Consider the following 14872-nt stretch of genomic DNA (forward strand, 5'->3'; position numbering starts at 1 on the left):
CTGCGCTACACCCCGTCGCGCTGGATGCGCAGTGCGGTGATGGTGGCGGCCAGCCCTTCGTACTGGTTGACCAGCAGCACGATCTCGATGAGGCTGCGCTCGTCGTAGTGCCCGGCCAGTGCCGCCCAGTGCGCGTCGTCCAGGTCGCGGGTCTGCACCAACTGGTCGACGGCGGCGAGCAGGGCGCGGTGCTTGTCGGTCCAGCCCGGCGAGTCCGGTCCGGTGCGCACGCGGTCGAGGATCTCCGCCGTGACCCCGGCGCGCTTGCCGAGCCGGATGTGGTGGTCCATCTCGTATTCGCACTCACGCAGGTGCGCAACGCGCAGAATGACCAGCTCCGACTCGTGCCGGGGCAGCCTGCCCCCCGGCATGAGTTTGCCGGAGTAATGCAGCCAGCCGCGAAATAGCCCTCTGGTGCGGCCCAGTGTGCTGAACAGGTGGGCGTCGTCGGTGCCTGCAGCCTTGGAAAGCACCTGCCAGACAACCCAATTGATCGGGCCCAGCTCCCGCAGGCGTCCAGGTGAAATGCGTGGTCGCAGCGCTGAAACCATGCTCTGTCGGCTCCTCCGGGTACGAGGGGTGAGCGGCCGGGCGGCGCCGGGCCGAGCCGTCAGCCTACCGGCGAGTACGCCCGGGATCGATGGCCACGACCGACTCATAGTGCCGCGCAGGTCGGGCAGCTGCCGAATTGCCCGCGCAGCCTGGGGATTACACCGTTACGATCGATTTCGTGCGGATACGGGTACCTCGATGGGGCGCACAGAGCTCGCCATGCTCCAGACCGCGGCCCGGCAGCGCAGCTATGTGGCGCTGATCCAGCACGGCCTGATGATGCGGAGAGGCGGACAAGCTCGACATGCTGGTGAGGGTCAGGCCCGGGGCGCAGCTGTCCGGGGCCGAACAAGAATTCGTCGAATGTCTGCGCTCCTACCCTTCGGCCGCCCTCGCCGTGATCGATCTGCGGGTCGGCGACCGGCAGATCGACGCGGTGATCTGGACGCCGCGCGGGCTGACGGTGCTCGAGGTCAAGGGCTTTCGCCGCAGGCAGAGCGGCATTCTCAGCATCGCCGCCGAGGGCCCGTGGAAGATCAGTGACGCCGATGCGGACCTGGACGAGCCGGCGGGCAGCCCCTCCGATCGGCTGGAGCACGGAATTCACACAGTGAAGACCACGCTGGAGCGGGCGTTGCTCGATCCTGGGCACGTATGCGGCGCCGTCGTTCTCGTACCGTTTCGGGGCGCGGTGGTGCGCCCGTCGCGCACCAACCTGCGACCGGGTCTCGATGTCGTCGTCGGCAATGTCGCCGATGCCACCGAATTGCGCATCTATCTCGAAGGGTTCTCGGCCGGGGCGCGGAAGTGGACGGCCGACCGCGTGCTCCGGGACTGCACCGCACTCGGCCTCGCCGAGCTCGCGCCGTCCCGGGCGGACCTGATCGCCGCCGGTTTCGAAGAGGTGCCGCAGCAAACCCCGAGTGTCATACCGCGTCCGCCGAAACCGCGGGTCGAGCCGACGCCGGGGGTCCCTACGAAACGGCATTCCTATGCCGGGTGGACCGTGGTCGGGCTGGCGGTCGTCGGGATGCTCGCGGTGATCGGCGTGGTCGCCACCTCGTTGGCGCGAGATTCTTCCCATCCCACGCCCGAGGAGACGAGCACGACAACCCCGGCACCGACAACGACCCCGCCGACTACCTGCTGGCCGTTCCAGCCGGACTGCTGAGCACCGTTCGGGGGACCCGTTGTCCGGTGAACGCTGGCGGTTACCGGCTGGTGAACCTCGGTGAGGGGGCACCGAGCTTACGGTTGCGTAGTGTCGCCGCGGTACGGCAGGCTGCGTTTGTACATCGTCAGAACGGCCGAAACCTGGGAGGACCGTCGTGGGTCACTACAAGGCGAACGTGCGAGACATCGAGTTCAATCTGTTCGAGGTGTTCGGGCTCGACAAGCTGCTCGACACGGGCGCCTACGGCGATCTCGACTCCGACACCGTGCGGGAGATCCTGGCCGAGGTGAAGCGGCTGGCCGAGGGGCCGATCGCGGAGTCCTTCGCGGCCGCCGACCGTGATCCGATCGCGTTCGACCCGGCCACCTACTCGATCTCGGTGCCCGACGCGCTGCGCAAGTCCATCACGGCCGCACACGACGCCGACTGGAGCAGGCTCGGCCTGCCCGAGGGGATGGGCGGCACGCCCGCGCCCGCCGCGGTGGTCTGGGCCGTCCAGGAGATGATCGTCTGTGCCAACCCGGCGGCGTGCTTCTTCAACATGGGCCCGGTGATGGGCTCGGTGCTCTACAACGTCGGCAACGAACAGCAGCAGCGCTGGGCCGCCGAGGGTTACGAACGCGGCTGGCAGGGCACCATGGTGCTGACCGAGCCCGACGCCGGCTCCGATGTCGGCGCGGGCCGCACCAAGGCGATCGAGCAGCCCGACGGTACCTGGCACATCGAGGGCATCAAGCGGTTCATCTCCGGCGGCGATGTCGGCGACACCGCGGAAAACATGTTCCACCTGGTCCTCGCCCGCCCGGAAGGCGCGGGACCGGGCACCAAGGGCCTGTCGTTGTTCTACGTGCCGAAGTTCTTGTTCGATCCCGAGACACTCGAGCTCGGCGCCCGCAACGGCGTGTACGCGACCAATGTCGAGCACAAGATGGGCCTGAAGTCCTCGCCCACCTGTGAGCTCACCTTCGGCGGCGAGGTGCCCGCGGTCGGCTGGCTGGTCGGTGACGTGCACAACGGCATCGCGCAGATGTTCCAGGTGATCGAGAACGCGCGCATGGTGGTCGGCATCAAGTCCACCGGCACGCTGTCCACCGGGTACCTGAACGCGCTGGACTACGCCAAGCAGCGCATCCAGGGGGCGGACCTGACCCAGATGAGCGACAAGGCCGCGCCGCGCGTGCCGATCACCCGGCATCCGGATGTGCGGCGCTCGCTGGCGCTGCAGAAGGCGTACGCCGAAGGCCTGCGCGCGGTGTACCTGTACACGGCGGCGCATCAGAATCCCGATGTGGCGGAGCTGGTTTCGGGCGCGGACGCCGAATTGGCGCATCGGGTCGACGATCTGCTGTTGCCGATCGTCAAGGGTGTCGGTTCGGAGCGGGCCTATCAATATCTGACCGAATCCCTGCAGACGCTGGGCGGTTCGGGGTACCTGCAGGACTACCCGATCGAGCAGTACATCCGCGACGCGAAGATCGACTCGCTCTACGAGGGCACCACCGCGATCCAGGCGCAGGACTTCTTCTTCCGCAAGATCATTCGGGACAAAGGCGTGGCGATCGGGCACGTCACCGGGCAGATCGCCGCGTTCCTCGACACCAAGAGCGGGCGGTTCGAGACCGAACGCGAGCTGCTGCGTACGGCATTGGCCGACGTGCAGGCGATGGCGGCCACGCTGACCGGCTTCCTGATGGCGGGCCAGCAGGATCCGGCCGAGCTGTACAAGGTCGGTCTCGGCTCGGTGCGCTTTCTGCTCTCGGTCGGTGACCTGCTCATCGGCTGGCGGTTGCTGGTGCAGGCCGAGATCGCGGCCGCCGCACTGGCTTCCGAGGCGCCGGAGAAGGATCGGGCGTTCTATACCGGAAAGGTCGCTGCGGCAAGCTTCTTCGCGAAGAACGTGCTGCCGGAGCTGACCGCGAACAAGGCGATCATCGCCGCGATCGATAACGACATCATGCAGTTGGACGAAGCGGCGTTCTAGCCCGCAGCCGACCGAAGGCGTCCCGTACTCGCTCAGCCGGGTACAGGGCGCCTTCTGGCGTTCAGTCGGCGAGCAGCTTCAGGACCACCGGACGGGACAGGGTGCCTGAGACCTGGCGGGCCAGCTGGTTGGCGCTGGTGCCCTCGGCGTGCGCGGCGCGCAGGGCTGCGGCCAGCTCGTCGCGGGCCGCGTCGGCCGCTGCTTGGGCGTCGCGGAGTCGTTGCGCAGCGCGGTCGACACTCGTCGGGTGGTCCGCCGGAGTGGTCAAGTCATTGACCGGCGTGGTCTCCGTCGCCGTGGCGGGCTCCGGGGCGGGCGGGAAGTTGCGCATCGCCGCCCTGGCGAACTCCTGCATGAACTCCCGGGTCGCGTCCTTGTCCTCGGCGTTGTCGCCGAGCAGCAGGCGGGTGGTCTGCGGCACGGCCAGGCTCCAGTTGGACATGCCACAGAGGGCGAGCAGCAATCGGCCCGCGTACCGGGCGTCGACGCCGAATTGCTCGCTGGCCCTGTCGAATTTCTGCTCGTAGTGCTGGGCGCGCCAGCCGTCGATGTCGTGCGCGTCGACGCCGCGGTGCAGGCCCTCCCACAGCAGCAGGCGCAGCAGCTGCGGGTTGTTGTTGTGGTAGTCGAACAGCTTGCCGACGTAGCGGCCGGGGTCGGTCTCGGTCAACGGCTGGACCACGTCCATGAACTCGCGCATGGTGTCGATCAGGATCACGTCGAAGAGCTTGTCCTTGCTGCCGAACAGGCCGTAGATGCGTTCCTTGTTCACCCCCGCCGCGTCGGCGATGCGATCGACGCGCGCGCCCGCCAGGCCGTATTCGGCGAATTCGTCTCGGGCGGCACGCAGCAGCGCCTGTTTGGTCGCGTCACTGCGCTTCATCGTGGCCGTCATGGTCCCGACTTTACCATCTCATTAAACCAACTATTTGGTTGACAATGGCCGCGCGGCAGTCCTACTGTCGTCCCCATGGCTACGCCGACCCTTCCGCTGACGACCGGTACTCCGGCCACCGCGCCCGCCTCCCCGCGCGCCCACACCGCGCGCACCCTGCCCGTCTTCGTGCTCGCCGCGCTGCTCGCCACCGGCCAGATGTATGTGCCGATTCCCCTGTTCACGGCCATGAAAGCCGACTGGAACGTCGGCTCCGGTGTGATGACCTGGATCATCAGCGCGTTCGCCTTCGGCTATGCGGGCGGCTTCGTACTGTTCGGACCGCTGTCGGATCGCTACGGACATCGCCGGGTGCTGATGACCGGCATGCTGGTCGCCGCGGTGGTCACCCTATTGACCGGTCTGGCTTTCAGTGCACCGGTCGCCCTGGTGCTGCGCATCGTGCAGGGCCTCGTCGTCGGGTCCATTCCGCCCGCGATCATGGCCTACGTCGCCACCCGTATCGCACCCGCGCACCGTGCGGTGGTGACCATGTCCATCGCCACCTCGTTCCTCGCCGCGACCGTTGTCGCGCAGATCGTTTCGCAGGCCGTGGTCGCCTCGTTCCCGTGGCGCACCGTATTCCTCGGCTCAGCAGTCTTTTTCGCGGTGCTCGCGTTCGCACTGCGCGCGGTGATGCTCGACGACGCCCCGACCGGCCGGGATCTGCCGTTGCGGCACAGCTACGCCGCGATCCCCGCGGTGCTGCGTATCCTGCCGCTGCTGCCGATGCTGGTGGCCGGCGCGATGAGCATGGCGGTGATGGTCGGCATCTACACCGGACTCGAATTGACCGGTGTGGTCACCGATTCCGGCGAGCTGCTCACGCTGCGCGCGGGTGCGCTGCCGGTGATGGTGGCGCTGCCACTGCTGGCCGTGCCGTTGGCGCGGCTGTCCAAGCACAGTCAGATCGTGCTCGGGGTGCTGGTCGCCGCCGCCGCGATGGTGGCCGCCACCTTCGAGGGCACGCACCTCGCGGTGCTGACGATCCTGCTGGCCGTGCTCGTCGGCGGGCTCGGCATCATCGCGCCTGCGGTGTTGCAGAGCGCGGGCGAGCTGGGTGGCGAATCCCGTGCCGCCGCAATGTCGGTCGCGATGTTCAGCTTCTACGTGGGCGCCACCGCAGGCCCACTGGTCGCGGCCGCCGCTGCGCCGCACGGTTTTTCCGCCCTGGCCTGGACCCTGGCCGCCCTGCTCGTCGCCGCGTTGGCGATGACCCTCGTGGGCCTGCGCATTCAACGAAAGACATTGGCTACCTGAGTATTCGATGGAGTTGACGGCCGCGCTGCCGATCCGATCACCCGTCGCGCCGCTGCTGGTCTGCGGCGGGCTCGGCGGCTACCTGATCAGGTCGGGACCGTTGGCGGCTGCCTGATTAGACCCGGACCGTCACGGCTGCCTGGCTAGGTCGGCATTGTTGGCGGCTGCCTGATCAGGCCGGAACCGTTCGCGGCCGGCCCACCCGCAGATCTGCGCCACCATGTCCCGTTGACCATCTGGCTTTCCGCCGAGCGGGACATGAAGGCAGGCGTACCTGCTGGTTCACGCCACCATGTTCCGTTCACCGCCCGGCTTTCCGCCGAGCGGGACATGAAGGTAGGCGTACCTGTTGGTTCGCGCCACCATGTCCCGTTGACCATCCGGCTCCCCGCCTAGCGGGACATGATGGCGGGCACACCTGCAGATCTACGCCAGCACGCCCCTTTTGGTTTGGGAGTGGGCGGCCGGCGGCGCGGGCGAGGAGCGGGCGCCGCCGGCCGAGGGGTGGTGGGCCGGGCAGTGGCCCACCGGGTGAGTTGTCGGGGTGGTCAGGTGATTCCGACGAGGTCCAGCTTGCCTGGCGCACCTCAATGGTCGCCCCAGCTCCGCTGGGAGTCCGCTGGGAGCGGTGGTGAATTCGTTAGTGGCGCACCATGGAGGAGGCTTCTCGCGTTTCGCCGCAGCCATGTGCCACTGAACGTGGAGCGCCCGGACATCGAACGGTATTTACCCACGGTTCGATGTAGCCAGGCATCCCGGATCGACGACTAGGACGGCGGGTCGGGGTCCTCGGGGGCCGCGCCGTTCTGGGGCCAGGCGTGGGCTTCCAATCGCGTCTGCACGCGCGAAACGTCTGCCTCCGAGGGCATTTCGTTGGTGACCTTGGTGATCATCACTTGGATGTCGGTTTTGTCGGCGGGGAAATCACCGGAACCCGCTAGTTCGGCGGCGATTTGGCGGACCTCGTCGTCGGAGAGGCGGCGGCGGAGCAGGGCGAGCAGCGGGATGTAGTCGGCTTCCGGGACACCGTCCGGATAGCCGGCGCGCAGCCAGTCGATGATGGCGTTCAGGAAGGGTGGCATCGGTGAACGCTGCTTGCTCAGTCGAGGTCGGCGGGTGGGTCGGCGAGTGGCCAACCGCCTGCCGCGAGGTGCGAGGCGACCCTGGCGACGTCCACCTCGTCCGGCTGTTCCTTCGCGACCCGCGCGATGGCGTCCTCGATCTCGGCGCGGGTGATCTCGCTGTTCGGGTTCTCCGCCGCCAGTTCCTCGGCGATCGCGACCACCTCGAAGTCGGTGATATGCCGGTGCAGCACCGCGAACAAGGCGACATAGTCGGAGTGCGGGATGCCCTGCGGGTAGCCGGCCCGCAGCCAGCCGACGATCCGGCCGAGTACCTTCGGCCTGAGCTCTGCGGGTTTCGCTTGATCGGTCACATTGCGCCCTTCAGGACTGTCCGAACAGGTGAATGCCGAACCTCGCGGCGATGAAAGCCTTTGCCGTATAGAGGATCCCGGTGATGATCGCCGCGATGATCAGTCCGAAGCAGAGTAGCGCGACGGTCAGCGCGGGGTAGTTGCGTTGCGTCACCCGGCCGTCCGGGGTCACCGTTCCCGCCATCGACCAGAACCGGACGCCGACCGCGAACACCATAGGCAACCCCGCCCCGAGTATCAGCCCGGCCAGCGCGACCTTCCACAGGGAGTTCAGATTGGTGATGAGCGTATGCACGTCCTGCTCCTCTCTAAACCTGCGCCGACCGCGGCGACTTACCGGGTTCCGCGGCCGCGTTGCCGCCGCTCGGTGCCGAGTCCTTCGGGCCGCCTGATTCGTCCTGTTCGGCGGCCGGCTCGTCGCGGGCCGCCTCGGCCTTCGCAACACTGGTCGGCGCGCCCGGCGTGTCACCCGGCCATTCGTTGACGTTGGTGGTGTCGACCGGATCCTTGCGGGAGCGCAGATAGATCAGACCCGACAACGCCAGCAGGATCGCGAATACCACCAGCACACCGGCCAACCCGCCGATGAAGTGCGCGATCGCCCAGCACGCGGCACCGGCCAGACCGGCCAGCGGCAGCGTGAACAGCCACGCGACCACCATCCGCCCCATCACACCCCAGCGCACCTCGGCACCCTTGCCGAGCCCGGTGCCCAGGATCGAGCCGGTCGCGGTCTGCGTGGTCGACAGCGGCAGCCCGAAGTGGGCCGAGGTGAGAATGATCGCCGCCGACGCGGATTCGGCGGCCAGACCCTGCGGCGATTCGATCTCGACGAGACCCTTGCCGAGGGTGCGGATGATCCGCCAGCCGCCGAGGTAGGTACCGGCCGCGATGGCGACGGCACAGGCGGCCATCACCCACAGCGGCATCTCATCGTTCTTGGTCAGCGAGCCGTGTGCGACCAGCGCGAGGAAGATGACGCCCATCGTCTTCTGCGCGTCATTGGTGCCGTGCGCCAGCGAGACCAGCGACGCCGAACCGATCTGGCCCCAGCGGAAACCCGTCTCCACCTTCGCCGGATCGGACTTCTGGGTGATCCGATAGACCAGCCAGGTGCCGATGGCCGACACCATCGCCGCGATGATCGGCGCGAGCACGGCGGGCAAAATGATCTTGGTGAGCACGCCGTCCGAGCCGGCCGCCCAGATCACGCCGCTGAAACCGAGAGCGGCGAGGGTGGCACCGATCAGGCCGCCGAACAGTGCGTGCGAGGAACTGGACGGCAGGCCGAACAGCCAGGTGAGCAAGTTCCAGAGAATGCCGCCGACCAGTCCGGCGAAGACGATGATCAGCAGATCATGCCCCTGCACGGCATCGAGGCGGACGATGCCTTTGGCCACGGTGGCGGCGACGGCGACCGAGAGAAAGGCGCCGATCAGATTGAGCACCGCGGACAACGCGACCGCGACGCGCGGCCGGAGCGCGCCGGTGGCGATCGAGGTCGCCATGGCGTTGGCGGTGTCATGGAAGCCGTTGGTGAAATCGAATGCGAGTGCCGTGACGATGACGATCAGGAGAACCAGTAATTCGACGGTCACGTGTCCAGTGTGCGGCACGGGTCAATATGATTGCCGGGTGGTTGCGGTTAACCGCGCGTCGCCGGTGCGATAAAGTCGGATCCTGTCCCCTATCAGCCGAATCGGGTGCAGCCGGGGGGCACCGGCTTACCGGCGAAGCGGTCGTCTATCCAGGCATGGGTGCCGGGGATTCCGCTGGTACTGACGATGAAGTGTTCACCGGGATAAATCTGGAAATTCACCTGGGTACCGCCGCGGCACCAGTCGGTGTAGAGGTTCTCGGCCCCCGCCAGCGGCACCCAGAACTCGTTCAGACCGTGATACATGAACACCGGGACGGTCGGCGGCATGGCACCGAGCCGATTCTGCGCCAGGATCTCCCGAATGAACGGCAGCTCGGTCGGCGCCGCCACATCGGTGAGCGCCTGCACCGGAATCGGCGCCACGATGCCGACGAACTCCTCGGCGGCCATGCAGAAATCCTTGCCGATGCGCGCCATGCGCCAGCCGTTGTCGTTCATCAGGTCGAGCATCTCCGGGTACTCCCGCGCCAACCCCAAGGTCGCGGCGAGGAATACCCCGGACGCGGCATCGCGACCGTTCATGGTGTCGAGCAGCAGGGTGAAATCGGCGGGCACGCCACCGAACGCGGCGCCGACGAGATTGATCTCCGGGGCATACGCCGGCGCCAGTTGCGCCGCCCACCCCGACGCGATGGCGCCGCCGGAATAGCCGGTGACCACGGTCGGCGCGTCCGGCGCCAAGCCGAGTTCCGGCGTCTGGACCGCAGCGCGAATCGCATCGAGCACCGCATGCCCGGCCATCAGGCCCGCCGCGTACGCCTGACGCGGACCCTGATGATCCGGCACCAGCACCGCGTACCCCTTCGACAGCGGGATCTGCGCCTGCCACAGCTTGCTCGACACCATCCGCAGCTCGTAGGACGGCGCGCACCGGTGCCCGAGTGAATCGATCGCCGGGTTCAGGCTCACCAGCGGACGAGGGCCGGGGCCGGTCCACGGGGCCGTCGGCATCAGCAGGGTGGCCACCACCGGGACCGGATTGCCCTTCGCGTCGGTGGAGCGGATCAGCAGCTCCGTCGAGGTCAGCGGGACCATCGTCACCCCGGTGCCGCCCGGGCGCGACGCGAGTACCGTTCCAGGGTTGCGGCTTTCGAAGCCGACCGGCGGCACATAGAACGGATCGCCCAGCGGCGTCGGCATGATCCCGGCGACTTCGCGGGACGGGAACAGCAATTCATCGAGCGGACTGGCGTGCGAGTTGACGCCGAGCACCGCGCCGAACGCCACCAGTACCGCAAGGGCAACGGCACAGAACCGCCCCGTCATCGAACCCACTTGACCCCGCTCCCGAAGCAGAAACCTGCCGAACCCCTGCAGTCTGACGTGGACCTACACCCCTGAGGAGCCCACACTTGCAGTGGCAGAGCAATCTTCGCACCGGCCATCGCGAACCGCCCGACATCGGCCGGACTCCCGCGCGTCGGCGGCGAACGGGCGTGGCTGCGATCACCCGCGAGGTGCCCACATCCCAACCGCGCGACAGCGCACGGGACGTGGCTGCGGCGAAGTGTGAGTGGGCGCTCCGCCACGTCCCGTTCGACGGGCACGTTGTGCGCGCAGCGCGAGCGGACACTCCGCCATGCCCCGCTGTGCGATCGGGTTCTGCGTTGAGGGCGTGGAACGCTCCCCTCAGCGGTGCGGCACGGTGACGTCTTGCCCGACTGCCGGCTAAGGAAGAAGCGTGCGGACCGCGTCGATGGTGTCGGCTTCGGCGGGATCCTTGTCGGGGCGGTAGCGGACCACGCGGGCGAAGCGCAGCGCCACCCCGCCGGGATAGCGCGGGCTGACCTGGACGCCGTCGAGGGCGATCTCGACGACCAGTTCGGGCCACAGGTAAACGGTCTGCTCGTCGCGGGCGCGTTCGTGCCGGGGGAACTCGGCCGTCTGCCATTGCAGCAACGCATCGGTGAGGCCCTTGAAGGTCTTACCGACCATGACGGGCTCGCCGGTTTCCGGGTCACGAGCGCCGAGGTGCAGGTTCGACAGGTAACCGGTGCGGCGCCCGTAACCCCATTCCGCGCCGAGGACCAGCAGGTCGAGGGTGTGCGTCGGCTTGATCTTCTGCCAGGACCGCCCGCGCCTGCCCGCCGCGTAGGGCGCGGACAGCGATTTGATCATCACGCCCTCGTGGCCCGCGGCGAGCGCGCCGTCGAAGTACTCCGCGGCGGCTTCTTCGTCGGGCCGGATCAGCGCGGGAATGCTCTGCGCGGCGGCTACTTTGGTGAGCGCGGCGCGGCGCTCGGACAGCGGGGCGTCGAGCAGGTCGGCACCGTCCAGGTGCAGACAGTCGAAGAAGTACGGGTGCAGCAGCAGTTCCCTGGTGGAACTCACCTCGGCGAACCGGCTCATTGTTTCTTGGAAAGGCCGCGGCCGTCCGGCATCGGTGAGCGCGAGGGTCTCCCCGTCCAGCACAACGCTGGTGCAGTCGAGCCCGGCGACCAGCTCCACCAGTTCCGGCACGCCCGCGGTGATATCGCGCAGCGTCCTGGTGAACACCCACACCCGCGAACCATCGCGATGCACCTGGATCCGTGCGCCGTCCATCTTGATCTCGACGCTCACGTCCCCGTCGAACTCGGTCAATGCCTCGTCCAGCGAGGCGCCGGGCGAGGCGAGCATCGGCTGGATCGGCCGGCCCACCTCGAGCCGGAATTCGCTGAGTGCCTCGACGCCGCCGGTCAGTGCCGCGATCGCGGTCACCGGCAGCCGACCGGACAGCATGTACGCCCGGCGCACGAGCTCGACCGGCACTCCCGCAGCCACGGCGACGGCCTCGCTGACGATCGCGGTGAGCGCCCCTTGGCGCAGCTCACCGGTGAGCAGGCGCAGCAGGAACGCCTGCTCGTCCGCGGTCGCGGCGGTCCAGAGGGCGGAGAGCAGGGCCTTGCGCCTGGCCGCCGATCCGGCACCCGAAGTCTCGGCCAGGTCGGACAGTGCGGCATCGACCGCCGAAACCGTCAGCGTCGCAACGAGTGCCGGAGTAGTGTCCACCGCGGTGAGGGTGCGCCAGCCGGTGCCGATCCGTCCCTGCCGTAGCTCGCCGGATGCCCACGCCACCACCGGCGCGAGTTCGTCCGGCGCGGCGGCGGTCAACAGCTCGGCGAAGGTGGCGATCTTCGTCTTGCGTGACCTGGTCGCGCGGACCGTCTCCGAAGCCTGGACGACATGCGAGAACAACACGAGTCGACGGTAACGCCTCCCTGTGACATATCGCTCAGCACTGCTGCTAATTCCCCATTGGCAGGCTTGCGAAAACGCCCATAAACTGGACGCATGGCCAAGACTTACGTCGGGGCGCGGCTTCGTCAGCTGCGGACCGAACGGGGGCTGAGCCAGGTCTCACTCGCCCAGAAGCTGGAGATCTCGGCGAGCTACCTCAACCAGATCGAACACGACGTGCGTCCGCTCACCGTTCCGGTGCTGCTGCGGATCAGCGAAGTGTTCGGCGTCGACGCGACCTTCTTCTCGTCTCAGGACGACACCCGGCTCATCGCCGAGCTCCAAGAGGTCGTGATGGATCAGGAGCTGGGCATCGAGGCCGACACCCAGGAGATCGCGGACATGGTGTCCGCACACCCGAGCATGGCCCGCGCGCTGGTCAACATGCACAACCGTTACCGCAACACCTCCGCCCAGCTGGCCGCCGCCACCGAGGACCGGTTCTCCGACGGTTCGGGCAGCGCGGCGATCAGCAAGCCGCACGAGGAGGTGCGCGACTTCTTCTACCAGCGGCAGAACTACATCCACGAATTGGACACTGCCGCAGAGGAACTCACCGCCCGCATCCGGTTCCACGGCGGCGACGTGAACAGCGAGGTGGCGCGGATCCTGCGCGCGCACGATGTGCGGATCGTGGAGCGCATCGATCTCGGCGAGGGCGTGCTGCACCGGTACGACGAGCAGACTCAGCGGCTGGAGATCGCGCCGCACCTGTCCGGTGGTCAGCGCACGTTCAAGCTCGCCGCCGAGCTCGCCTATTTCGAATGCGGCGGACTGCTCGAAAAGCTGGTCGAGGAGGGCAATTTCGCCTCTGAGGACACCCGCAAGCTGGCGATGCTCGGGCTCGCCAACTACTTCGCGGCGGCAACCGTATTGCCCTACACGCACTTTCACGAAGTCGCCGAGGACTTCCGCTACGACATCGAGCGGCTCTCCGCGTTCTTCACGCAGAGCTACGAGACCATCTGCCACCGGCTTTCGACCCTGCAGCGGCCGAAACTGCGCGGCGTCCCGTTCTCCTTCGTGCGGGTGGACCGGGCGGGCAATATGTCGAAGCGGCAGTCCGCCACCGGGTTCCACTTCTCCGCCAGCGGCGGCACCTGCCCGCTCTGGAACGTCTACGAGACCTTCGCCTACCCCGGCAAGATCATGACGCAGATCGCGCAGATGCCCGACGGCCGCAAATACCTGTGGGTCGCCCGCACGGTTGAACGCCGGGCCACCCGCTACGGCCAGCCGAGCAAGACCTTCGCCATCGGTCTCGGCTGCGAACTGCGCCACGCGGGCCGGGTGATCTACGCCGACGGCATCGACCTCGACGAAGTCCAGGCCACCCCCATCGGCGCGGGTTGCCGGGTCTGCGAACGGCTCAACTGCCCGCAGCGGGCGTTCCCGCCGCTCGGCAAGGTCCTCGACATCAGCGAACACCGCAGCTCGGTGTCCCCGTACGTGCTGAAGTAGGCGTCAGACCGAGCGAGTCGTTCCCGGACAACGAGCTAGGCGGCGAACGGGACGTGGTGGCGGGGAAGTGCGGGTGGGGGCCCCGTCATGTCCCGTTCGGCGGGGAGCTGGGCGGCGGTCGGGACGTGGTGGCGGAGAAGGGCGGGTGGGGGTGTCGTTATGTGCCGTTGGGCGAAGGCCAGATCGGGGCGCCGTTGGCGTGGAGGGCTAGGCGGGTTCGGGTGAGGAATTTGGCGGGGTCGGTGGTGAGGAGGGTGGAGTTGACGCGGATGAGGGTCCAGCCGAGGGCTTCCAGGGTGGCGGTGCGGTCGATGTCTTTGGTGCGCTGGTGGGGGTCGGTCCAGTGTTGCTCGCCGTCGTATTCGACGGCGACTTGCCAACGGCGCCAACCCATGTCGAGGCGGGCGAGGCACCGGCCGAAGCGGTCGCAGACGCGGATTTGGGTCTCCGGCGTAGGCAGTCCTGCCTGGCATAACATGAGGCGGGTACGGGATTCTTGGATGGATTCGGCACCGCCGTCGATATAAGGCAGCACTTTTCGGAGCTTGCGGCATCCTCGGATACCAGGATGGCGGTCGATGAGCTGCTCGATCGCCGCCGACTCCAGACCTGTCGCCTGGCAGAGCGCGTCCAGTACTTCGACCGCCTCGGCGAACTCGAGGTGGCGCCCCAGGTCGAGGGCAGTGCGAGCCGGTGTGGTGCAACGAAATCCGTCGATCGAGCACACCTCGTCATCCGGGATGGCATCGCGATACACCCGGACACCCCGAGGCGCGCGCACATGCGCGGGCAACGTGATCTCCGCAGGCTTGCTGTCGAGCCATCGAGTGCCATGCATTGCCGCAGCCGAAAACCCACTCAGGACGGCCTTCCCCTTCGCCCAATACCCGGCCGCCAGCGCGCGCCCGCGCGCATCCAACGCAACCCCCTTGCGCAGGTACACATCCTGATGGATCCGCTCGTACTCGGTACGCAACTGCCACCGCCGCACCAGCCCGGCCCGCAACGCCCAACTACCAGGAAACGGCTCATCGAGTACCCCCATGCCCCAATCCTGCTCCACCCCAATGGCGTCCCGCCCCACCGCCAACCCTCCTGACCGCCACTTATCCCCAACCCCGAACCTATCCCCAGCTGTCGACCCACCCCCCCCGAATAGCCCGCCGCCATGTCCCCTTCGGCGCGCTACAGACCGG

Annotated in this window: 13 protein-coding genes; 4 read left to right on the forward strand and 9 right to left on the reverse strand. The window is 67.8% G+C overall.

The annotated features are described in order from the left end of the window. Positions 1–5: 5 nt before the first annotated feature. Positions 6–539, reverse strand: coding sequence for a carboxymuconolactone decarboxylase family protein (locus NN4_RS36980; RefSeq protein ID WP_147140931.1), 534 nt, complete (start codon positions 537–539; stop codon positions 6–8). A gap of 317 nt (positions 540–856) precedes the next feature. Here NN4_RS36980 and NN4_RS36985 point away from each other — a divergent pair, with 317 nt between their 5' ends. After that, positions 857–1723 carry a nuclease-related domain-containing protein gene (locus NN4_RS36985; RefSeq protein ID WP_147140911.1) on the forward strand — a complete coding sequence of 289 codons (867 nt, stop codon included), beginning with the start codon at positions 857–859 and terminating at the stop codon, positions 1721–1723. Positions 1724–1880: 157 nt separating this feature from the next. Continuing rightward, positions 1881–3707, forward strand: coding sequence for an acyl-CoA dehydrogenase (locus tag NN4_RS36990; RefSeq protein WP_147140913.1), 1827 nt, complete (start codon positions 1881–1883; stop codon positions 3705–3707). A 61-nt stretch (positions 3708–3768) separates the two neighbouring features. Here NN4_RS36990 and NN4_RS36995 read toward each other — a convergent pair whose 3' ends face one another. Further along, positions 3769–4602: a TetR/AcrR family transcriptional regulator gene (locus NN4_RS36995; RefSeq protein ID WP_246181287.1), complete on the reverse strand. Its 834-nt coding sequence runs from the start codon at positions 4600–4602 to the stop codon at positions 3769–3771. 75 nt (positions 4603–4677) lie between these two features. On the opposite strand from NN4_RS36995, the gene NN4_RS37000 reads away from it, so the two are divergent. Beyond that, positions 4678–5901 carry an MFS transporter gene (locus NN4_RS37000; protein WP_147140915.1) on the forward strand — a complete coding sequence of 408 codons (1224 nt, stop codon included), beginning with the start codon at positions 4678–4680 and terminating at the stop codon, positions 5899–5901. 767 nt (positions 5902–6668) lie between these two features. Here NN4_RS37000 and NN4_RS37005 read toward each other — a convergent pair. The 6 genes from NN4_RS37005 to NN4_RS37030 all read right to left on the reverse strand — a co-directional run bounded on the left by NN4_RS37005 (position 6669) and on the right by NN4_RS37030 (position 12176). Next, positions 6669–6983 carry a DUF3349 domain-containing protein gene (locus NN4_RS37005; protein ID WP_147140918.1) on the reverse strand — a complete coding sequence of 105 codons (315 nt, stop codon included), beginning with the start codon at positions 6981–6983 and terminating at the stop codon, positions 6669–6671. A 17-nt stretch (positions 6984–7000) separates the two neighbouring features. Then, positions 7001–7336 carry a DUF3349 domain-containing protein gene (locus tag NN4_RS37010; protein ID WP_147140920.1) on the reverse strand — a complete coding sequence of 112 codons (336 nt, stop codon included), beginning with the start codon at positions 7334–7336 and terminating at the stop codon, positions 7001–7003. A gap of 10 nt (positions 7337–7346) precedes the next feature. Beyond that, complete coding sequence (locus tag NN4_RS37015) at positions 7347–7631, reverse strand: hypothetical protein (protein ID WP_147140922.1); 285 nt, start codon at positions 7629–7631, stop codon at positions 7347–7349. Between the two features lie 13 nt (positions 7632–7644). Beyond that, entirely contained in the window at positions 7645–8934 is a 1290-nt protein-coding gene (locus NN4_RS37020; RefSeq protein WP_246181288.1) for an inorganic phosphate transporter, read from the reverse strand. Between the two features lie 92 nt (positions 8935–9026). Beyond that, a complete protein-coding gene (locus tag NN4_RS37025; protein WP_147140933.1) occupies positions 9027–10262 on the reverse strand; it encodes a lipase family protein in 1236 nt (411 codons plus the stop codon). Positions 10263–10664: 402 nt separating this feature from the next. Next, the gene (locus tag NN4_RS37030; protein ID WP_147140924.1) at positions 10665–12176 is read right to left on the reverse strand and encodes an ATP-dependent DNA ligase; all 1512 of its coding nucleotides are present in this window, start codon (positions 12174–12176) and stop codon (positions 10665–10667) included. Between the two features lie 93 nt (positions 12177–12269). On the opposite strand from NN4_RS37030, the gene ramB reads away from it, so the two are divergent. After that, positions 12270–13676, forward strand: coding sequence for an acetate metabolism transcriptional regulator RamB (gene ramB, locus NN4_RS37035; protein ID WP_147140925.1), 1407 nt, complete (start codon positions 12270–12272; stop codon positions 13674–13676). A gap of 157 nt (positions 13677–13833) precedes the next feature. Here ramB and NN4_RS37040 read toward each other — a convergent pair whose 3' ends face one another. Next, a complete protein-coding gene (locus tag NN4_RS37040) occupies positions 13834–14721 on the reverse strand; it encodes a PDDEXK-like endonuclease domain-containing protein (RefSeq protein ID WP_147140927.1) in 888 nt (295 codons plus the stop codon). Positions 14722–14872: the final 151 nt, after the last annotated feature.

Origin of the sequence: Nocardia ninae NBRC 108245 (assembly GCF_007990755.1) — a bacterium.
GTDB classification, from domain to species: Bacteria; Actinomycetota; Actinomycetes; order Mycobacteriales; family Mycobacteriaceae; genus Nocardia; species Nocardia ninae.